The organism is Nonomuraea roseoviolacea subsp. carminata, from assembly GCF_024172185.1.
Lineage (GTDB): Bacteria > Actinomycetota > Actinomycetes > Streptosporangiales > Streptosporangiaceae > Nonomuraea > Nonomuraea roseoviolacea.
The window spans coordinates 2,671,126-2,689,918 of record NZ_JAMZEC010000001.1 but is presented as its reverse complement, the minus strand read 5'-3'; the positions used below and the strand labels follow the sequence as shown (position 1 = coordinate 2,689,918).

The following is an 18,793-nucleotide window of genomic DNA, read 5'->3' as shown; positions in this document are numbered from 1 at the left end:
CCATGGGGTGTGGCTGCAGCAAAAACAAGACGCAGTACGAGGTCGTCGTGAACGGCCGGGTCGTCTACTCGAACCCGAGCAAGCCCAGCGCCGAGTCCATCGCCAAGCGGTATGAGGGCGGTCAGGTCCGCGAGAAGGGCAAGGCCCAGCAGGCGGGTACGTCCTGATGTGCACCCAGAGCGGGGAGACACTGACCGCGCTTCTCTTGACGGGTTCCTGCGACGGGCGAGTTGGTCGGCTTCTCCTCCAACGGCATGTCAAAATGGATCATGTATGTGTTCTGAGCCCACGGGCTGACAAAGAGGATCCATTAACGAGGAATAGATAGGTTTACGCATCTTGCACTAATTGTTCGCTTTGGTTGCTCTCGTGGGGATATACCAGCCGCAAGGGCCCCACGAGGGGAGAGCGGACATGCATGGCATAACACTCCCGTCACCTTTCTCCATAGCATCTGGCGCGATACTTCTCGCCCTGGCCGCAGTCGTCCCGCCACTGATCGCTACCGGAACCAGTGCGGCTACATCGGGTATGGCCTGCGCCAATGCCGACCTCGTATACCAGCCGCAGTCAGCGTTTCCTGACACAGCCCGAGGCAGGGTCTTTTATCGCCAGCAGTTCATCAACATGGAATATGCGATGCTCTGTATGGTGAACGAATTCCGCGCGCAAGAACAAAGGCCGCCGTTGCACCGGGTCATCCTCTTGCGAGGAACCACCGCCAGAGGAATCCGGGGCGCTGCAGCCGACCACGCCAGAGCTTCGGCACAACAGCGGTGGTGGGGAACGGTGGCACAGGTTCCTGGCTGCAGGCCCTACCCGCCCGACCCCACGCGCTGCGACCCCCACTACGACCCTGTGTCCAAGACTGACCCCGTACAGCGGGCAAAGAACAACAACTATGGCAGCTCATGTCCTACATGGTCTGTCGGCGAGAATACCTACACAGGTTGGGGAAACGACAAAGTAACGCCCAGGGCGGCCTTCGAATTCTGGAAGAATAGCCCACTCCACAGAGAAAACATGCTACGCCCCGAGTTCGTCCAGATAGCTCTCGGTACGGAGACGGGAAGCGCTGACCCGAACGCCCCCGCCGACTTCTACCCTGCCATTACCTTTGTGCAGATGCTTGGGAGCTGCGGCTAGACACCGGCCCTAGGGCGTGTTTTGTGGATCAGGAGGTGGGTTCAACCTCCTGATTCGCCGATTCGGGCAGCGCGATGAGCTCGGGTGTGGCTCGATGGGTACATGGTCCGTCGCCATGAGTTAACCGATGCCGCGTGGGAACGTATCGCGCCGCTACTGCCGGCCCACCCAGGACGAGGTGGCCGGTGGCGGGATCACCGTCAAGTGCTCAACGGCATCGTGTGGAAGATCCGCACCGGTGCCGACTGGCGGGACATCCCCGAACGGTATGGCCCTTGGCAGACGATCTATCAGCGGTTCCGTCGCTGGTCAGCGGATGGGACGTGGCAGCGGCTGCTGGAGCATGTCCAGGCTCACGAGGATGCGGCAGGAGCGGTGGACTGGTCGGCCGTCTGCGTCGACTCGACCATTGTCCGGGCCCACCAGCACGCCGCGGGCGCCCGTAAAGGGGGAACCCGGCAAGGACGAACCATCACGTTGGGGATCAAGGCGGACAGGCGCTCGGGCGCTCGCGCGGCGGACTGACCACCAAACTCCACCTGGCCACCGACGGACGCGGCCTGCCGCTGGCGTTCGTTCTCACCGGCGGCAACATCAACGACTGCACCGAGTTCACCCGTGTGATGGCAGCCGTTCGCGTCCCTCGGCTCGGCCTTGGCCGTCCCCGCACCCGGCCTCAGCACGTCATCGCTGACAAGGGCTACAGCTCCCGGGCCATCCGTACCTATCTGCGCCGGCGGGGTATCAGCGCGACCATCCCTGAACGCGTCGACCAGCTGGCTGGGCGAGCTCATCGAGGGCACCGGCGCTGCGCGTTCGACCCTGCCCGTTACAAACGTCGCAACGTCGTCGAACGCTGTTTCAACCGGCTCAAGCAGTTCAGAGGCATCGCCACCCGCTACGACAAGCTCGCCGTTCACTACCAGGCAGCTGTCACCATCGCCTGCCTGCTGCTATGGCTTGCATGAGATCCACAAAACAGGCCCTAGGCCAACGCCGAGGACTACGAGGCGCTGCGGGCTGTCGGGATCCCTGAGGCGACCGCTCGCCGCCTGTCCGGCTACGTGGAGGCGGACAATGCGTAACCCCATCACGCTCCGCTGTCCTGTCTAGCCATGACGCAGCTCCCCGGCATCTGAAGGTCGCGTGGAATGGGCGCAGATCCCGATCGTTCAAGGCGCGCGGTCGTGGTTCTGTTCGCGGTGTTGTGGCTGGTGTTCACTGGCCGCCTGGTACCGCGTTCCACCCTCGACGACGTGCGCGCGGACAGGGACGCCCGTGTCGCCGAAGCGGCCGAGGACCCCGAAGCGTGGAAGCAGCTGTACGTGGCCGAGTGCCAAACGCATCAGCTGACCAGGCAGGCGCACGCGCAGGAGATCGGGGCTGCGCTGGCGGTACGTGCTCAGCCTCTACTGGCTGCACAGCCCCACCTGGGTCGGGCAGATGCTCGACACCGCCCTGCGAATCATCTGCGCCCCCCGCATCCTCGTAGATCGGGAACAAGCAGGCAGCGACACCTGCGTCACCTCCGCCGAGCAGGCCGAGCGCGAGTTACTCGCCGCCGGCTTCCACCACAACGAGATGCGCAGCTTCGGTCTGGCCGGCGTGTCCCTCGGCTACGCGTCATGGTCAGGAGTCGCCTCACCCGCTCGACGCCGCACGCTGTCTCGCCGAGGAAGAGCTGGTCGCATGCGAGCTAGCGGACACAGGCGACTTGGGCGTACTGCGAGTGGATCAACGGCCAGGTCGAGCAGAGGCACGACCCTGCCATCGCCGACGGGTACGGGTGGCGATTCCTGCGGGCGGTCCGATCTCGACTCACCAACCCCCGGCCGCGGGAAACCGCCCTACGCACCCGACCTCAACCCAGTCGAGGGGATCTGGTCCCTCCTGCGACGCGGCTGGCTCTCCAACGTCGCCTTCAGTACCCCTGAACACCTCGTCCAGCGCATCCGGCGCGGCCTACGGCACATCCAGTACCGCAGCGAACTCATAGACGGCTGCCTCGCCGAGACCGGCCTGGCAATCAGACCCACCTGAGCAACTCGGCCACATCACGAGTTCAACCTCAGTAATGCAGGGCGGCCGCGAGTGCCTCGGCCAGGGTCACGGGCGGGCGGCCGATCAGGCGGCGCAAGTCGCCAGAGTCGGTGTACATCTCGCCGCGGTTCATACCGCGGTCAGCGTCAGCGAGGACCTCCGCCAGCTCGGCGGGTAGGCCTGCGGCGTCCAGTACCTGGGCGAAGTCGGCCACCGGGAGGTCAGCGTAGGTAACCTGCTTTCCAGCCGCAGCGGAGATCGCGGCGGCGAGCTCAGTCAGGGTGAAGGATTCGTCGCCGCCGAGCTCGTACACGGCGCCGGTGTGGCCTTCAGCGGTGAGGACGACCGCTGCGGCCTCGGCGTAGTCGGCGCGGGACGCGGCGCTGATCCGCCCCTCGCCTGCGGCGCCGACGACCGCGCCGTTCTGCAGGATCTGCGGCAGTTGGCTGGTGTAGTTCTCCAAGTACCAGCCGTTGCGCAGCAGCACGCTGGGGATTCCGCGGTCCCGCAGATACGCCTCGGTCTCGCTGTGCGTGGCACCGATGACGGTGGTGGCCGTGTCTGCGTGCGTCGTGCTCGTGTACGCCACTAGCGACACGCCTGCGGATGCCGCGGCGTCGATCACGCGGCGGTGGTTGGCGACCCGCTCGCCCACGGGGACCGAGGCCGAGATCAGCAGCAGCCTGTCCGCCCCCGCGAATGCCTCGGCCAGGCCGTCCGTGTCCGCGAAGTCGGCGCGGCGTACCGTGATGCCTCGGTCGGCCAAATCCTTGATCCCGGCGATGTCCCGGCCGGTCGCGATGATGTCCGCGGCCGGAATCCCGCGCCGCAGCAGTGCCTCGACGGTGAGCCTGCCCAGCTGGCCGGTGGCTCCAGTGACGACGATCGGCATGATGGTCATTCCTTCCTTCCGCGTGTGCCTCGCACGCCTGCCGCGGTCCGTCCGCAGCGGGATAGAACACAGAATGACCTGGACACTCTCTGTTGGGGAGTAGCCACTTCTTGGTACGGTACTTACCGTAGCGAAAGCATTGAGGTGAGCCGTATGGCTGCTGTCGAGAATGTGACCGGGCCCATGCCGTCATTCGATCCGTACGAGCGCGGCTGCCCGTCGCGGGACCTGCTCGACCAGATCGGCAGCAAGTGGGCGGTCCTCGTGCTGGGCGAACTCGGCCGGAACGGGACCTCCCGGTTCGGTCATCTCCGGCAGGCGCTGGCGGGTGTGAGCGAGAAGATGCTCACCCAGACGCTGCGCACCCTCGAACGCGACGGGCTGGTCAGCCGGACCGTCTACCCAGAGGTGCCGCCGCACGTGGAGTATGAGCTGACCGCGCTCGGCCAGACGCTGCGGGAACCGCTGAAGGCGCTCACGGAGTGGTCCGTGCTGCACATCGAAGAAGTCATCACCGCCCGCGAAGAGTACGACGACCGCTTTGAGCGCACCAGGTAATCAGCGGCGGCCAGCGGTCTGGTCATGGACGGCCGCCTCGCCGAGACCGGCCATGGGTTGAGGCGGCTAGACAGCATCGTGTCGGTGTCGGCCATCCTGCTTGATGATCGCGGGGATCCCCGTTGGGAGGAGATGTATCCCGACCGGCAGATCAGGGAGGCACGCCGGGTCCGCATCATGGTGGCCGGCCCGGGCGGCTCAGGCGTGCGCGTTGACGTGTCCTGGCCCGTCCGTGCAGCACGCGACGTGTCCTTCGTTGAGAACCCGCCAGGGGCGGGGGAGAAGCGGAGCCTCTACGTGCATGGGCATCGCCGTTCTTGGGGTGGCAACGCGCAGATCTGGCGGATCGCCGAGCAACTCCCCGACCCGGATTGGCCCGCGGTGAGACCCTGACTCGTCCGGTGGACGAGAGCTGCGCGCGCCGACGTCTTGGTGGGGTTCGTCTTACCTCGGCGTGTCATGACGGCCAACAGCCAGCGGCGTAGCGTCAAGGTCGTGGCCCACGATCACGGCGAGGGGACTGGACCATGACGCGACGAACCGCAACAGCGGCGTATGCCCAAGGCGCGGACGACCGTAGGTCTCGACTGGGTGAAGGCCGAGACCGGCCGCAGGGCGAGGCATATCGTCGGGGCATGCCAGCCTCAGCCCATGACATCGCAGCAGCATTCCGAGAGCGGCAGCCGCAGCTCGGCGCCCGGAAGCTCCAGGCGCTGCTGTACTACGCGCAAGGCCACCATCTGGCGTTCTTCGGCCGGCCTCTGTTCGGGGACGCCATCTGTGCGTGGGACAGCGGGCTGGGAGTGGATGCACTGTGGGACGAGGAGACGGGTGGCGCCCTCGGCGAGCCGGCCGGGCTGGGCGAGGCCGAACTGAACACCGTCGGGTACGTCCTCAGCAGGTACGGCAAGCTCAGCACGCAGGAACTGGAGGATCGCATCCAGGCTGAGGCGCCGTGGCGGCGCGCGGACGCTGGGAGGGCGCCGGGCGGCAGCGCCCTTATCGAGGTGGAGTGGATCAGGGCGTTCTTCGCTGCCCAGGCCGCGAAGGAAGACGACCTCGGCCTGGATCCCGCCGAGGTGAAGAACATGCTGCAAGCCGCCACGCGGCGCACTGACGAGCCGCGACGCACGGACAGTCTGGAGGACATCCGCGCGTGGCTGGCCGCCCGTGCCTGACAACGTCGACTGGAAGCTGAAGGAGTTCGTCGAGAAGCTCTCCCTTTGGGAGAAGACCGAGCCGGCGTCGGCCGCTCTCGGTGGCGTGTGCCTGGCCGTCACGCGCTGGATCATGAACCGGTGTGCGGACCCATACGCGGGTGCGCGCCGGGAGGGGGAGAACCTGTGGTTCGCGTCCATCCCGGGAACGCTCCACGGTGGGCAGGTGGTGTGCTGCTCATACTGGATCTACGAGACGCGCCGTACCGTTCGCTGCAATCAGATCTCGACCTTGAACTGGCCGGTGTAGCAGGCTGATGCGAGGGGCGGGGCGGCCGTGGCACTGCATGATCGAATGCGATGCCAGTGCGATTCCCCTCGTCGGCTCTGCACCGGAAAGGCCCCTCAACAGGCGATATGCCGTCAGGGGCCTTCTGCTTTCCGCTCTTCAACCGGTGTCTTCGGCGCCTTCGAGAGCCAACTTGGGAGCCACCGGAGTGTGTTCACCCGGGAGTGATCCCCATCGACCGAGTCACCGCCGAGCGGCCCTACTGCTCCACACCGTTGTGGGCCTCCGGCTCTTACCCGGCTTGGATCTGGGGCATCGTGCGCCGCCTGAAAGCTGCCGGACTGATCGCCCTGGATGACAAGGGCTACGTCGGCGCCGATGAGGGGAAGAAGAAGCCGGCCTCACAGAAGACCGCCAGCTCCTGCATGCCGAGCTCCACTCGATGCGCGCCCCATCTTGCCGCTGTGGAGCAGCGCGTACCGGTCAGCGGGCAGGATGATGTCCGCGGTTTCCACCGCCGTCTCGCCGGCGTAGTGGCTCGGGGCATCCCGGGTCGGACGAGCACGTCCTGGGCCGCGCCGTATCACGTGAATACCCTCTCCCCGAGCATACTGGTCACCGTGGCGCTCCCCGAGCCGGCGACAGCCAGGCTCACAATCCGCCAGAGGCTTTGGCCCGGTGGCCGGTCCCCGCCCGGATCCGGGGCCAGGCGGAGGGCCGACCCCCTCCGAGGCGCAGACCGCACCGGGGAGAGCCGGGCCTCAGGCCGCGGCCTGCCTGAAGTCGTCGCCGGGGTTTTCCAACCCTGCGAGCTGTACGGCTTCGCGGCGGAAAAGCCCCGAGAACGTCCAGTCGGCCAGTACCCGGACCTTGTGGTTGACGGTGGGCACCCACGCCAGGTGGTAAGCCCGGTGGGCGAGCCAGCCCAGCAGGCCGGTCAGCTTGAGGCCGTACACCTGGGCGACGCCTTGGTGGTGGCCCAGCCCGGCGACCGAACCGAGGTAGGCGTGGCGGTAGGGCCGCAGGTTGCGGCCTCGCAGGTGGGCGACGATGTTGCGGGCCAGCGTCTTGGTCTGTCGTACGGCGTGCTGGGCGTTCGGGCCGCAGAACTGGCCGGGCCTGGTGAGGTCCGGGATGGCCGCGCAGTCGCCCGCGGCGAAGGCGTCGGGGACGCCGTCCACGGTGAGGTCGGCGGTGGCCATGATCCGGCCTGCGGCGTCGACCGGCAGATCGCTGGTCGCGGCGAGCGGGTTGGGCCTGCCGCCCGCGGCCCACACCAGGGTGCCCGTGTCCACCTCGGTTCCGTCGTCCAGGACGGCGTGGCCGTCGGCTGCCGAGGCCAGCCGGGTGTTCAGCCGCACCTCGACCCCGCGACGGGCCAGCGCCCGCGCCGTCCACCTGCCGAGGCTGTCGTCGAGCTCGGGAAGGATCTTGTCGGTGGCCTCGACCAGGATCCAGCGCATGTCCTTGCGTTCCAGGGTCGGGTGGTAGCGGACAGCCTCGTCAGCCAGGCCCTGCAGCTCGGCCAGGGCCTCCACGCCCGCGAACCCGCCGCCGACGAACACGAAGGTCAGTGCCCGGCGCCGGACCTGCGGGTCGTCGGTCGACGAGGCGGCCGTGAGCTGGGTGAGCACGTGGTTGCGCAGGTGGACCGCCTCGCCGAGGGTCTTGAAACCGACCGCGTTCTCCGCCAGCCCCGGGATGGGCAGAGTCCTGGTGATCGATCCGGCCGCCATCACCAGGATGTCGTACTGGAGGGTCCTGACCGGTCCTTGCGCGGGTGTGAACTCCGCCCGCCTGGCCGCGTGTTCGATTCCGGTGATCCGCCCGGTCAGCACCCGCACACCCTTGAGTATCCGAGGCAGCGGCGCCACCACGTGGCGGGGTTCGACGGTCCCTCCGGCCGCCTCGGCCAGGAACGGCTGGTAGGTCATGTAGCCGCGAGGATCGACCACGGTGACCGCGGCCTCGCCCTGGCGCAGCAGCTTCCGCAGTCGCAAGGCGGTGTACATGCCGACATAACCGCCGCCCACGATGAGGATGTTCTTCATGGTCGCCTGCCCTTCGTTCGATCACTCACCTCCAAGACAAGACAGTGCGGCCGAACCTGACATCGGTGCACGTGATCTATGTCATGCCGAGGCGCGGACGGCCCGGCGATCGGCGGTGAGGACGGTGGCCGGAGCAGCCCTACGATCGCCAGTGCATGGCTGGGCGTCGTATGTGCTTGGGGGCGATCGGTGATCCAGGGTTCGTCGGCAGGAGACGCCACGTCGCCGGAGGGGTTCCCGGCGGTTGGCGGATCTGGGACAACAAGGCGCGCCGCTGTTGGGGCGACCTGCAGGCGTGCGTGCGTGGTGTCAGGCAACTGCTGTCCGTGGGCGTCCTCAAGTAGGGTCCCGTCATGGAGATCCCCGAGCTGGCGGAACTGATCTGGCTCTTGGAGCGACCCGCAGGGCGAGTACGAGGACGTTCATTGGCCAGTCGGCCTCCACTCATTTCGACTCGCCCGAGACGCGATATCGGTCCTCTTCTCCATCGACCCCACGGCGGGTGAGGCGTATATCAGCCTCTACGCGGACGGCGAGGAGATCACGTACGTCAAGCGGCTGCGGCGCCTCGGGAGACTCCGTGCGGACCATAAGGAGCCGATTGTGCTCCAGACCAAGCCCACGATCCGGCTCTCATGGGACGTGAAGTCTCTCGGCGAGTGGTAGCCAGGGGCGCAGGTGGGCGGACGGGGGACGTACGGCGAGGATGCCGTCAGGCGAGGTGGCGGACGCCTGCGAACGCCGATGAAGATCGTTCGGGAACCTTGCAGGACAAAATTCGATCTTGCCCCTTGCTGACAGGAGACTTCATGACTCTGGAAGAGCATCCCGGCACATGGACCTACGACCCTGAGGCGGGAGCCGCGTACGTCTACCTGCGAGGTCCCATCGCTCAGGGTGGAGTCGCGAGGACGGTCACGATGGATGGAGCGACAGTCAACTTGGATCTTGATCCTGATGGCCGCGTGATCGGTATCGAGATCCTCGCTGAGTGGCCCGAACGGTAGGAAAGAGGCACTCCTGAACGGGGAGACACGGCGATGACGTCATGTACGACCACCGGTGGCCACAGCGTTCCTTGGGCGTAACGACTCAGGCCCCGAATGGCGCGTACGGCAGCGGCGCACGGGTGCCTCGGGTTCAGTCGAACTGGCTGACCGTGGCGGCGAGCCCGCACGGCGCGTGCAGGAAGAGGAAGTGGACGCCATGCTCCTGCCCGATGGTGTCGCCTCCGGCCACGGCGCCGATGTAGCTCATCAGCTTTCCGCAGGCGGGACAATCGGGGAAATCGGGGTCCTGGATCCAGCCGGGTCGTCCGCCGAGCGTGGAGCCGCCTTCGCAGTCGTGTCCTTCGTACTCGCCGTGCCGTTCCGCGCCCGGCGCGAGGCGTACCGCAGGGGGATCTTCAGGTAGCGGCTTTCGCTTCTTCAGGTGCGCGGGCTGAGTGGTGTGGGCGGACCAGGTCGCGGCGCCGTCCGGGCTCACCTGCGTGAAGATGGTGGCATAGGTGGTGCAGAAGAAGCAGGTGAGTATCCGCAGGCGTCCCCGCCAGCCGGTGTGGGCGAGGGCGGCGGCGAATCGCGGGTCGGCCGGGTCGCCGTCGAGTGCGACCCACAGCGGGCTGGTGCACCACGGGCATCTCTGCTCAGCGGGTGCGCCACCGGCAGGCAGGGGCTCGGGTTCCAGGCGGTACGCGACGTTCGCGCAGATCTCCCGTCGACGTCCGTGATCATCGAAGTCCCAGCCGTACCGGCGCAGAGATCGGGCGAGGTCGGCCGGCTCCATGTCGTACGGTGGCCGTTCCAGCCAGCGATGGAATGCGGCCTCCACGACAGGACCGCGGACCGCCGTGAGGGTCGCCACGAGGCCCCAAGCGGATCGGCCGCCCGACTCGATCCGCAGTACGGCTTCCCGCTGGAAGGCCTCATCCGCGTCGCTGAACAGCTTCGGGGGGATGTAGACCTCGGCATCGAGCAGGCGCACGAGATGTGGGCGCAGCCGCCGCAGGACGGCCGGATCGTCGTCGGCCTCCTCCTCCAGCTCGACGACCGCATCGTCATCGCCGGCCATGATCCGGTCGACAAGTTCGGAGATCACGAAAGGATCCTAGCGAGGGTGCTGTTCCGCGGGGCGCCGGCCGGATTCCGGCATCCACGTTCATCACCAGCTCTCTCCTACGGCTGTCTGCGCGGGCAGATGTCGCGGTACGGCACCTCCTTGAAGGAGGCGGCCCAGTCCGCCGGGGAGAGCGTGTGCCCGGCACGGCGGCACACGTCCTGGACGATCCACTCGGCGCCGATCGGGATCCTCTGGACGGAACCCCAGTCGGCGGCGTAGAGGGTGGAGCCGTCCGGGCTGAAGGCGAGCGAGGTGATCTGGGAGCCGTGCAGGTCGAACGCGCCACCCAGCCGCCGCATGGCGTTGACGTCCCAGATCTGGAGGATGCCGTCCCTGGTCACGCTGGCGAGCAGATCGCCCTTGGGGGAGAAGGCCAGCTCCGTGATCTCGCCCGTCGTCCCGCGCAGAACCGGCGTGATCTGCTCGGGCCCCCGGACCGTCCACATCGCTATGCGGCCGGCCGGACCGGCGCTGAACGCCAGCCGTCCCTGGTCGCTGACGGCCACCGCCGAGGCGCCGCGTCCGACGTCGAAGGCCGCGCCGTCCGGCTTGCCGGTGGTGAGGTCGATGAACCGTCCGAAGGCCGAGGCGAGGCGTCCGTCCGGCGTGTACGGCCCGCCGCCGATCTCCGAGTCGAACGTGCGCAGGACGCGCCCGTCGGCGGTGTCCAGCACGAGGAGCCGGAGGCTGCCCTCCTGGGAGGACGGCCGGAGGGTGAGCGCGATCGTCCTGCCGTCCTGGCTGAAGTCGACGCGCTCGGGGCTGTTCGTGTTCGTGTGGGGCGTGGAGACCTGCCAGAGCTTCTCGCGCGTGTCGAGGTCGATCAGCCGCACACTCGCGAGGTCCGCGATGAGCATGCGGGTGCCGGTCCGGTCGAACCCCCACGCCGCGAACTCGCTGAGCGGGAACGTCGCCACCTCCTTGCGGCTCGCCAGGTCCCAGAGTCCGAGGCGGTTCTGGTCGGGATCCTCCATCGCCGCCCACCGTCCTCCGGGACCGAGTTTCGCCACCCCCTTCCGGACATGGGTGGCGGCGGCTCTCGGCGACAGGTCGAGACTGATGACCCTGTTGTCGTAGAGGTAGCGCAGGGTCCTGCCGTCGGCGTCGAACCGAAGGTCGGTCAGCTCGTCCTCGGCCCGGTAGGTGAGGATCTGCTTGCGGTCGGCGACCCTCCACACGCGCAGCTCGCGTTCGATGAAGGCGGCCAGGAAGCCGCCGTCCTGGCTGAAGCGCAGCTCGACCCCGGGCCTCGTGCAGATGTCGCAGGCCCAGTCGTCATCGCCCCGTTTCCGCTCCCGGCCGGTCGCCGCGTCGACGAGCGCGATCGTGGCGGCCGCGCAGGCGATGGTCTTGCCGTCCGGAGTGAAAGCCGCCGCGTCCAGGTGGGTGCGGCAGGGCGCGAGGCGCCGCTCCGGGGTGAAGCCCGGTAGCGCCAGCTCGACGAAGCGCCCACCTGCCAGCAGCAGGTGCTTGCCTGTGGGATCGACGAGCGGCGGCTGCCACGGCATCAGGCCGTCCGAGTAGAGGGCCAGGGTCTTGCCGAACTGCTTGCCGGTCGCCACGTCCAGCAGGTAGACGATCTCGCCTTGGCGCATCACGGTGAGGATCGACTCGTGCTCACCCCAGGCCACGCTGAACTGGCCGCGTTCCCCCACGGAGCGCCGTACCAGCTGCTTGCCCGAGGTGAGGTCCCAGACGCCGAGCTCCGAACCCATGATCATGGCGAGCAGGCGGCCGCTCTTGTTGAGCGCCGGCTCCTCGGGGGGCCCGTCCTTCAGCCTCAGCCCGGCCCACCCGCCGGTGCGTTCGCCGGTACGGACGTCGTAGACGTTCACCCCGGCCTCGCTGACGCTGACGAGTGTGCGCCCGTCAGGACTGAGCGCGCGGTGGGCGATGCCCTTGACCGGGGGATCGCGGAACACCGCCGTCTCCTGCTGCTGCAGTGAGGCCATGAGACTGGACCGGGTCTCCGGCTGCGGTGAGACGCGCCACGCGGCCACGCTCAGCAGCATCGCCTTGACCGGGTCGGTCGTGCGCATCCGGTCGGCCTCCGCCGCGACCTGCTTGGCGGTGAGGATGTCACGCTGTCCGGCGGCCTGCTGCCGCTGATAGACGGCCAGCCCGCCGGCGATCATGGTCACGACCAGCAACCCGGCCAGCGCGATCGTGGTCAGCGTCCTGCGCCGGGCCCGCTTCCTGGTCAGCTCGGTGCCCGCCCGCAGGAAGTCCCGCTCGGCGGGGGTGAGCGTCACGTGACGCCGGCCGGTCGCCGCCCAGCTGAGCGCCTGCTCCAGGCGGCTGCCCTGGAGCAGGTCGCCGTCCCGCCTGCCGTTGTCGGACCAGCGCCGGGCCGCCGCGGAGATCTGGCCCAGCGCGGCCAGGCCGTCGCGGTCGGCGTCGACCCACATGCGCAGCCGCGGCCAGGCCCTCAGCAGCGCGGGCCTGGACAGGGCGACCGAGGTGTCCTTCGTGGTCACCACGTACGAGAACGCCCGCAGGATCCGCTCGATCGCCGCCGCCTCGCGCTCCGGGCGCCCGCCGTACAGCTCCTCGCGCGAGGCCCACCGCCCGCTCTCGTAGCCGTCCTCGTCCACGGTCACCATCCGCAGGAACACCTCGGCGGCCAGGTCGCGCTCCTCGGGCGCGAGCGCCGCGTAGGCGTCCTCCGCGATCGTGCCCAGCGCCGGATCACTCTGCTCGGGCCCGTGCACGCCCTGCGCCGAGCGGCTGCCCGCGGCCAGCAGTCCCCTGGTGTCGGTGGCGTTGCCGTTGACCAGCGCGAGCAGCAGGTCCCGTGCCGCGGGCCTGGCGGCGGGATCCTTCGCCATCGCGGCCCCCACCAACCGGGCCAGCCGCTGCGGCAACGCCCCCAGGTCCGGTGTGGAGGACAGCACCTGGTGCATCACGCCGCCCAGGGTGTCCGCCGTGAACGGATCCTGCCCCGTGGCGGCGAACACGATGACGGCACCCCACGCGAACACGTCGGCGGGCGCCCCGGCGCGCTGCCCCATGAACACCTCGGGCGCCATGTAGCTGGGCGTGCCCGAGACCTCGCCCGTCCTCGTGAGCGACATGTCGAGGGTACGGGCGATGCCGAAGTCGATCACGCGCGGGCCGTCCGGGCCGAGCAGCACGTTGTCCGGTTTCAGGTCGCGGTGGATGACGCCCGCGTCGTGGACCGCGGTCAACGCGGTGGCGATCGCCGTCGCCAGCCGGTGGAGGTCGTCCTCGGCGAACCTGCGGCCCTCGTTCACGGCCTTGCGCAGGCTCGGCCCCGCCACGTACTCCGAGACGATGTACGGCCTGCTCCCCTCCAGGTCGGCGGCGAGCACCCGGGCCGTGCAGAACGAGGCCACCCGGCCGGCCGCGGTCGCCTCCTTGGCGAAGCGGTCACGGCTGCCGCCGTCGTCCGACGCGTGCAACACCTTGATGGCGACCCTGTGCCCCTCGGGGTCGTAGGCCTCGTACACGACTCCCTGGCCGCCCGAACCGAGCCGTCCGGCCAGCCAGTAATCCCCGATGTGCTGCGGATCCCCCGCGCGCAGTGCGTCCACGGCGCGTTAGATGAAGATTCTTCGCCCGAAGTTTGCCGGCTTCCCGGAAGACGGCCGGTGTGCAATCGTGAGCCGGCCGTACTGCTTCCGGGACCATCCGCTGCGAACACTTTCGCTCATGGGGCCGGGACGCAGTGGTTCGCGAGGCAGCACGGCACTGACTCTGCTCGGCCTCGTCTGGTTCTTCGGCACGCTGATCCTGGGATACCTGGCCCTCTACAACGGAATGGCCCTCGCGGGGGCGCCGGCGAGGGACGGAGAACTGGCGCAGGTGCTGATCTGTGCGGCGCTCGGGCTTGGAGGTGGAGCACCCGTCGTGGGTCTGGTCGCCGCCATGGTGCTGGACAACAAGGGCGGATACCGCGTGTCGTCGTGTCCGGTGAGATCGTCGAGCGTTGCAGCCGGTTGGTCTCCCGTGCCGATCTCCAGGTGACCGTCAGGGCGCGCCGCGGAGCCGTCGTCGGGCGACGACGTCCGCCGCGATGAGCAGTCCGGCGGGGACGGCTATGGAAAGGAAGCCGCTCGGCCCGATCAGGCTGACGGCAAGCGCTCCCCAGCCCAGAAGCGCCCAGCCGACGTACCCGGGAAGGAGCTGTCCCTGCCGCCCGGCCCGCGCGGCCAGCAGCCCGAGCAGCGCCAGCACCACGACGAATCCGCCCGGCAGCGCCCAGAACGTCGCCACCGAGTCGCTGTCCGGAGGATCGTTGCGGAGGTCACCGGCGAGCCAGCTCGACCAGGGGGCGAGGGTGGCGAACAGGACGGTGTGCGCCACGGCGATCAGGACCATGGCTCGGCCGGCCCAGATGGTGAGCCGGCTCGGGGGAGCGGGCGATGCGGGTGGGGTGACCGCGGGTGTGGTGCTCATGGGTGCCAGCTTCTCCGGGTCGCGGCGCGGCGGGCTCCCCTGCGGGAGGGATGTCGCTCCCTCGTCCCGGGGAGCCGTGCGGGTGCTGACCCGCGACGCGGTTCATGGGCGCGCGATCACCTGAGCGCCCCCCGGATCAGGGCCGCGTCCTGGTCGAGGAGCTCGCGCGAGCGTGTCTTCCAGTCAGCGGTGACCACGACGCCATCCCCGGGATAGCGCGGCACCACGTGCAGGTGAAGGTGGAAGACGTCCTGCCCGGCGGCCTCCCCGTCGGCCAGTGACAGCCTCACCCCGTCACAGCGGAGTCCGGACGCGCGCAGCCCGGCCGACACGCGTCGTGCCGCCCGCCAGATCGCCGCGCCGATCGCGTCGTCGGCGTCCGCGAGCCCGGCCATGTGCGCGCGTGGGATCACCAGGACATGGCCGACCGTGGCGGGCCTGTGGTCGAGGATGGCCACCACCCTCTCATCGTCCTGGACGATGCTGGCCTCGGCCCGCCCAGCGATGATCTCGCAGAAGACGCAGACTGCCATACGGGGCATGATCCAGGTCGCGGCAGGTCTGCCGCACCCGTATTTCTCACGACCGGCGGCCGGTGTGGTCCGTGATCGTCGTCGCCAGTGACGGTACGACGGCGCGGGGCAGCGCGTGGCCGAGACCGGGCACCGTGACCAGCGTGGCGGTGGGGATGGCGCGCGCCAGCCGGGCGGCGTGCGGCGGCGGGGTGATGGGGTCCTCAGGCGCGTCGATCACCAGGGTCGGCACTGAGACCTTCGCGAGCTCGGCCCCGCGCTCCATGCCCGACTGGTCGGCCAGGGCGTGGGCGGCCGGGCTGTGCCAGGTGCCGCTGTGGGCGGCGATCCGGCGTTCGAGATCGGCGAACTCCTCGGGGTCGAAGGGCAGGACGTCGCCGTTGAGCACCCGCCAGTGGGCGACGCGCCACCGCAGCTCCGCCTCCGCGTCGCGCTCCTGGCCGAGCTCGGCCCACAGCGCGAGCAGCCGGGGGTCGGGCCCGGGCAGGTCCTCGTCCTTGATGTCGGGGTCGGGGGCCGCGCCGCCGATCAGGGCGGAGCCGAGGATCGTGGCGCTCAGCAGCCGGTCCGGGTGGTCGAGGAGGAGCAACTGGACCAGGGTGCCGCCCATCGACATGCCGACCACGTGGGCGCGGGGGATGCGCAGCGCGTCGAGGATCGCGATCGCGTCGTCCGCGAGCGCGCGGATCGGATAGGGACGCTCGGCGAAGGCGTGGGTGGAGCGTCCGGTGTCACGGTGGTCGTAGCGGACGACGAAGTGGTCGCGGGACAGCAGCTCGACGAGCTCGTCGGGCCAGCTCAGCCCGCTCGCGTTGGCGCCCATCACGAGCAGCAGCGCGGGCCGCTCCGGGTCGCCGGTCGTCTGCACCCACAGCCGGTAGCCGTCGGTGACGTCGACGAAGGTCTCGTGGCGGGGAAGCTTTGGGTCTGTCACTCGGGTCATGGGTCACTCCTCAGGGCCTCAGGGGTTCGAGTGCGGAACGACCATAACACGAGACGAACCGGTTCGTCTCGTCACATGGCGCGTAGGGTTGTGATCATGGATGTCGATCAGGTGACCGAGATCGTCATGGACGCCGCACGCGTCGCGATCCTGCCCCGCTTCCGGGCGCTGGCCGACGGGGAGGTGGCCGAGAAGTCGCCCGGCGAGGTGGTCACCGTGGCCGACCGTGAGGCAGAGGAACTGATCAGCCGGCGGCTGCGCGAGGTGCTGGACGCCCCGGTCGTCGGCGAGGAGGCCGCCGCCGAGGACCCCCGCCTGTCGCGGGCGCTGGGGGAGGCGCCGGCGACGGCGCGGTCGCTGCTCCTGGGGTGATCACGGCCCCGCGGTCCTGGGGTGATCGCGACCCACGTGTTCCTGGGGTGATCACAGCCCCCCGCGTTCCCCGCTAGGACAGTCGTTCCGCGAGGATCCGGGCGCGGGCGAGCTGGACCTTGCGCGCCTGGCCCGCCGCGAACCCGGCCACCAGCCACGGAGCCGTCAGGTCGAGCCGGTCGCGCACCCGCGTGCCGCCGCCGTCCGGCGCGAGGTCGAAGCGGTAGGCCATGCGCACACGTCCGGGGCTTCGCACCTCGCCGTACACGGACAGCCCGTCGGTGTGGAGCGCCACGTCGATCGGGTTGTCGTACGTGAGGAAGTCGTACGTCAGGAACGGGAGGAGCCGGAACCGCTCGACGGCCGTGTACCGGATCACCCCGGGCCGCGAGCGGTCCACGTCGCGGACGGCCACCACGAGCGGCGACAGGCCGACGTAGCTCTCCGGAGTCGTGAGATGCACGAACACCTCCTCCGGCGCGGCGTCGATGCGGAACTCGTGGGTCAGCACGCTGTGCGACACCCGGCCTCCCGTGCTTCCCATGTCTGCGCGTTCTGTCGCGGAATTGTGGCAAGGTCGCGCCGCCGCCGGGAAGCTCCGAAAGATCACGAACGTGATAGTTGAGGCTAAGACGCGACAACTGACATGATCGCGCTGGTTCTGTCACCCTCTGCAGCGCATGGAGCACCCTTGTTCAAGCGTCGTGGTTTGATCTTGTCCGCAGCCCTCACCGCGCTGGCGGTGGGCGTCGCCGTCCCCGGAGCGGCGGCGGGCGACGAGTTGGATGATCCGACAGCCCCGGGTCCGGTGTACAAGACGGTCACGGACAAGAGCGCCCTGCTGTCCCTGCAGACCAACGGGCGGCCGGACGGGCGGGACATGGTGTTCCGGATCTCGGGCTCCGTCTACGCCAACATCGAGGGCAACGCGTACGACCCGAGCCTGCGTCACGGCCAGAAACTGTTCAACATCGAGGGCTACAACATCCGGCGGCTGTACCGGGTGCCCGGCACCACGCAGCTCTACCAGCTCTCCCGTGAGATCGTCTTCTACACCGACCCCGCCGACCCGACGAAGGTCCTGCGGGAGTGGAAGAACCCGATCGACTCCAAGACGTACCCCGTCGTCCCGATCAACAACGACGCGGTGAACTTCGGCCCGTTCAACGTCACCTCCTCCTACGTCGGCCCGCCCCTGCGGCAGATGCACGACGAGACCGAGTGGACCAGCGACATCCCGGTGCGCACGGACCTCAAGACCGCGCTCGGCGACTCGTTCGGCCTGGTGAACGGCGTCTACGCGGCCCAGGAGATGTTCGACTTCTACGTCGACGAGCGCGAGGTCGCCGCCCGCACGGTCGCGGGCAGCGTCCCCAAGGGGGCCATGAAGACCAAGATCAGTTGGGCGCGGACGAGCCCGTGGGCGCCGTTCATGTGCCTGCCGGAGACCGACGTCCGCGGGCAGCTCACCTACCACGCGCGGAGCTGGTCGCTGGATTCCTACGGCGAGATCGAGCCGTGGCTGCGCGCGGAGGTCGAGGCCGCCTACCCGCTCTACAAGGCCGCCCCCACCGCGCCCGGCCCGAGCGAGAACTCCTGGACGTCCTTCTACAACAAGCAGCTCGGCAAGGGGGCCACCACCTGGGCCTCCTGGTGCGCCGCCAACGGCAAGGCCTGACCGCGCCCTGATCCCAGCCGCTCCCCAAGGCGGGAGCGACTTATGGCGCCGGTACGAGCCCGACGTCGAACCGTACTCCGACCTCGTCCCCCACCTTGAGCGCGCCGAGGAACGCCGAGTACGGCCGGATCCCCCAGCGCGACTGCACGACGACCGCCGAGCCCGTCACCCGGCCCCCGGCCACGGAGCCCTCGACCACGACGGGCCGGGTGGCGCCGGCCATCGTGAGGTCGCCCTCGACACGGAACGACTCCGCCGTCCCCTCGACCCGCGACGACCGGAACGTGATCACCGGGTGGCGCGCGCTGTACAGGACCTTCTCCCGGATGTTCTTCTCGATCTCCGCGCGGTCGGAGGCCGTGAGCGGCTTGACGCCGCCGGTCCCCTCGCGGACCTCGAACGACCCCGCGTCGACCTCCACGGTCACCGAGGAGCCGGCCGGGTCCGCGGGGTCGATGGTGGCCTCGCCGCGCCAGCGGGTGACCTCGATGGTCAGATCATGGCCGGCCTTGGCGCCGAACCCGGCGCGCGTCGTCGTGACCAGGAGCCGGCCGGACTCGGGTCCCAGCGGGTAGCTGCCGGCGGTGATGCCCATCC

The 18,793-nt window shown here is 69.1% G+C and carries 20 protein-coding genes; 11 read left to right on the top strand and 9 right to left on the bottom strand.

Annotated features, from left to right (window positions below; translation table 11 throughout):
- The first annotated feature begins 2 nt into the window (after window positions 1–2).
- The 3 genes from HD595_RS12210 (at window position 3) to HD595_RS12205 (ending at window position 2,114) form a co-directional block, all read left to right on the top strand.
- Window positions 3–167: a hypothetical protein gene (locus tag HD595_RS12210; RefSeq protein WP_253768560.1), complete on the top strand. Its 165-nt coding sequence runs from the start codon at window positions 3–5 to the stop codon at window positions 165–167.
- Between the two features lie 247 nt (window positions 168–414).
- Window positions 415–1,146 (top strand): CAP domain-containing protein, encoded by a 732-nt coding sequence (locus tag HD595_RS47200; protein WP_420540701.1) that lies wholly within the window; start codon window positions 415–417, stop codon window positions 1,144–1,146.
- 102 nt (window positions 1,147–1,248) lie between these two features.
- Window positions 1,249–2,114, top strand: a protein-coding gene (locus HD595_RS12205; protein WP_420540749.1) for an IS5 family transposase whose coding sequence is annotated in 2 segments (ribosomal slippage) — window positions 1,249–1,645 and window positions 1,645–2,114 — 867 coding nt in all. Because the reading frame shifts where the segments join, the coding sequence is not laid out codon by codon here.
- Between the two features lie 1,100 nt (window positions 2,115–3,214).
- Here the strand turns inward: HD595_RS12205 and HD595_RS12200 are convergent.
- Window positions 3,215–4,078 (bottom strand): SDR family oxidoreductase, encoded by an 864-nt coding sequence (locus HD595_RS12200; protein WP_253768558.1) that lies wholly within the window; start codon window positions 4,076–4,078, stop codon window positions 3,215–3,217.
- A 183-nt stretch (window positions 4,079–4,261) separates the two neighbouring features.
- On the opposite strand from HD595_RS12200, the gene HD595_RS12195 reads away from it, so the two are divergent.
- The 4 genes from HD595_RS12195 (at window position 4,262) to HD595_RS12180 (ending at window position 6,103) form a co-directional block, all read left to right on the top strand.
- Window positions 4,262–4,636, top strand: coding sequence for a winged helix-turn-helix transcriptional regulator (locus HD595_RS12195; protein WP_210157602.1), 375 nt, complete (start codon window positions 4,262–4,264; stop codon window positions 4,634–4,636).
- Between the two features lie 24 nt (window positions 4,637–4,660).
- Window positions 4,661–5,029, top strand: coding sequence for a hypothetical protein (locus HD595_RS12190; protein WP_253768557.1), 369 nt, complete (start codon window positions 4,661–4,663; stop codon window positions 5,027–5,029).
- 242 nt (window positions 5,030–5,271) lie between these two features.
- A complete protein-coding gene (locus HD595_RS12185) occupies window positions 5,272–5,814 on the top strand; it encodes a Panacea domain-containing protein (RefSeq protein WP_253768555.1) in 543 nt (180 codons plus the stop codon).
- Window positions 5,807–6,103 (top strand): hypothetical protein, encoded by a 297-nt coding sequence (locus HD595_RS12180; protein ID WP_253768554.1) that lies wholly within the window; start codon window positions 5,807–5,809, stop codon window positions 6,101–6,103. The genes HD595_RS12185 and HD595_RS12180 overlap by 8 nt, the downstream gene beginning before the upstream one ends.
- A 740-nt stretch (window positions 6,104–6,843) precedes the next feature.
- On the opposite strand, the gene HD595_RS12175 is transcribed toward HD595_RS12180, so the two are convergent.
- Window positions 6,844–8,133, bottom strand: a complete 1,290-nt coding sequence (locus HD595_RS12175; protein ID WP_253768552.1) for an NAD(P)/FAD-dependent oxidoreductase — start codon at window positions 8,131–8,133, stop codon at window positions 6,844–6,846.
- Window positions 8,134–8,942: 809 nt separating this feature from the next.
- Here HD595_RS12175 and HD595_RS12170 point away from each other — a divergent pair.
- On the top strand, window positions 8,943–9,140 hold the full coding sequence (locus HD595_RS12170) for a DUF2283 domain-containing protein (protein ID WP_253768550.1): 198 nt from the start codon (window positions 8,943–8,945) through the stop codon (window positions 9,138–9,140).
- A gap of 133 nt (window positions 9,141–9,273) precedes the next feature.
- Here HD595_RS12170 and HD595_RS12165 read toward each other — a convergent pair whose 3' ends face one another.
- Both HD595_RS12165 and HD595_RS12160 read right to left on the bottom strand, forming a co-directional pair.
- Window positions 9,274–10,230: a hypothetical protein gene (locus HD595_RS12165; protein ID WP_253768548.1), complete on the bottom strand. Its 957-nt coding sequence runs from the start codon at window positions 10,228–10,230 to the stop codon at window positions 9,274–9,276.
- 77 nt (window positions 10,231–10,307) lie between these two features.
- Window positions 10,308–13,805, bottom strand: a complete 3,498-nt coding sequence (locus HD595_RS12160; protein WP_253768546.1) for a protein kinase domain-containing protein — start codon at window positions 13,803–13,805, stop codon at window positions 10,308–10,310.
- Between the two features lie 10 nt (window positions 13,806–13,815).
- Between HD595_RS12160 and HD595_RS12155 the strand changes: the two genes are divergently transcribed.
- Window positions 13,816–14,238, top strand: a complete 423-nt coding sequence (locus HD595_RS12155) for a hypothetical protein (protein ID WP_253768544.1) — start codon at window positions 13,816–13,818, stop codon at window positions 14,236–14,238.
- Window positions 14,239–14,241: 3 nt separating this feature from the next.
- On the opposite strand, the gene HD595_RS12150 is transcribed toward HD595_RS12155, so the two are convergent.
- The 3 genes from HD595_RS12150 to HD595_RS12140 all read right to left on the bottom strand — a co-directional run bounded on the left by HD595_RS12150 (window position 14,242) and on the right by HD595_RS12140 (window position 16,146).
- Window positions 14,242–14,670, bottom strand: a complete 429-nt coding sequence (locus HD595_RS12150) for a DUF6463 family protein (RefSeq protein WP_253768542.1) — start codon at window positions 14,668–14,670, stop codon at window positions 14,242–14,244.
- A gap of 116 nt (window positions 14,671–14,786) precedes the next feature.
- Window positions 14,787–15,203, bottom strand: coding sequence for an HIT family protein (locus HD595_RS12145; RefSeq protein ID WP_253768541.1), 417 nt, complete (start codon window positions 15,201–15,203; stop codon window positions 14,787–14,789).
- A gap of 46 nt (window positions 15,204–15,249) precedes the next feature.
- A complete protein-coding gene (locus tag HD595_RS12140) occupies window positions 15,250–16,146 on the bottom strand; it encodes an alpha/beta fold hydrolase (protein ID WP_253768539.1) in 897 nt (298 codons plus the stop codon).
- Between the two features lie 96 nt (window positions 16,147–16,242).
- Here HD595_RS12140 and HD595_RS12135 point away from each other — a divergent pair, with 96 nt between their 5' ends.
- The gene (locus HD595_RS12135) at window positions 16,243–16,518 is read left to right on the top strand and encodes an FIG domain-containing protein (RefSeq protein ID WP_253768537.1); all 276 of its coding nucleotides are present in this window, start codon (window positions 16,243–16,245) and stop codon (window positions 16,516–16,518) included.
- 73 nt (window positions 16,519–16,591) lie between these two features.
- Here the strand turns inward: HD595_RS12135 and HD595_RS12130 are convergent, their stop codons facing one another.
- Entirely contained in the window at window positions 16,592–17,062 is a 471-nt protein-coding gene (locus HD595_RS12130; protein WP_253768535.1) for an SRPBCC family protein, read from the bottom strand.
- A gap of 171 nt (window positions 17,063–17,233) precedes the next feature.
- Here HD595_RS12130 and HD595_RS12125 point away from each other — a divergent pair, with 171 nt between their 5' ends.
- Window positions 17,234–18,196, top strand: a complete 963-nt coding sequence (locus HD595_RS12125) for a DUF1838 family protein (protein ID WP_253768533.1) — start codon at window positions 17,234–17,236, stop codon at window positions 18,194–18,196.
- 40 nt (window positions 18,197–18,236) lie between these two features.
- Here the strand turns inward: HD595_RS12125 and HD595_RS12120 are convergent, their stop codons facing one another.
- A complete protein-coding gene (locus tag HD595_RS12120; protein WP_253768531.1) occupies window positions 18,237–18,791 on the bottom strand; it encodes a YceI family protein in 555 nt (184 codons plus the stop codon).
- Window positions 18,792–18,793 lie beyond the last annotated feature (2 nt).

Coding starts and splice junctions, on each gene's coding strand:
- HD595_RS12210 (WP_253768560.1), top strand. CDS start 3: ATGGGGTGTGGCTGCAGCAAAAACAAGACGCAGTACGAGGTCGTCGTG.
- HD595_RS47200 (WP_420540701.1), top strand. CDS start 415: ATGCATGGCATAACACTCCCGTCACCTTTCTCCATAGCATCTGGCGCG.
- HD595_RS12200 (WP_253768558.1), bottom strand. CDS start 4,078: ATGCCGATCGTCGTCACTGGAGCCACCGGCCAGCTGGGCAGGCTCACC.
- HD595_RS12195 (WP_210157602.1), top strand. CDS start 4,262: ATGCCGTCATTCGATCCGTACGAGCGCGGCTGCCCGTCGCGGGACCTG.
- HD595_RS12190 (WP_253768557.1), top strand. CDS start 4,661: ATGGACGGCCGCCTCGCCGAGACCGGCCATGGGTTGAGGCGGCTAGAC.
- HD595_RS12185 (WP_253768555.1), top strand. CDS start 5,272: ATGCCAGCCTCAGCCCATGACATCGCAGCAGCATTCCGAGAGCGGCAG.
- HD595_RS12175 (WP_253768552.1), bottom strand. CDS start 8,133: ATGAAGAACATCCTCATCGTGGGCGGCGGTTATGTCGGCATGTACACC.
- HD595_RS12170 (WP_253768550.1), top strand. CDS start 8,943: ATGACTCTGGAAGAGCATCCCGGCACATGGACCTACGACCCTGAGGCG.
- HD595_RS12155 (WP_253768544.1), top strand. CDS start 13,816: ATGAAGATTCTTCGCCCGAAGTTTGCCGGCTTCCCGGAAGACGGCCGG.
- HD595_RS12150 (WP_253768542.1), bottom strand. CDS start 14,670: ATGAGCACCACACCCGCGGTCACCCCACCCGCATCGCCCGCTCCCCCG.
- HD595_RS12145 (WP_253768541.1), bottom strand. CDS start 15,203: ATGGCAGTCTGCGTCTTCTGCGAGATCATCGCTGGGCGGGCCGAGGCC.
- HD595_RS12140 (WP_253768539.1), bottom strand. CDS start 16,146: ATGACCCGAGTGACAGACCCAAAGCTTCCCCGCCACGAGACCTTCGTC.
- HD595_RS12135 (WP_253768537.1), top strand. CDS start 16,243: ATGGATGTCGATCAGGTGACCGAGATCGTCATGGACGCCGCACGCGTC.
- HD595_RS12130 (WP_253768535.1), bottom strand. CDS start 17,062: ATGGGAAGCACGGGAGGCCGGGTGTCGCACAGCGTGCTGACCCACGAG.
- HD595_RS12120 (WP_253768531.1), bottom strand. CDS start 18,791: ATGGGCATCACCGCCGGCAGCTACCCGCTGGGACCCGAGTCCGGCCGG.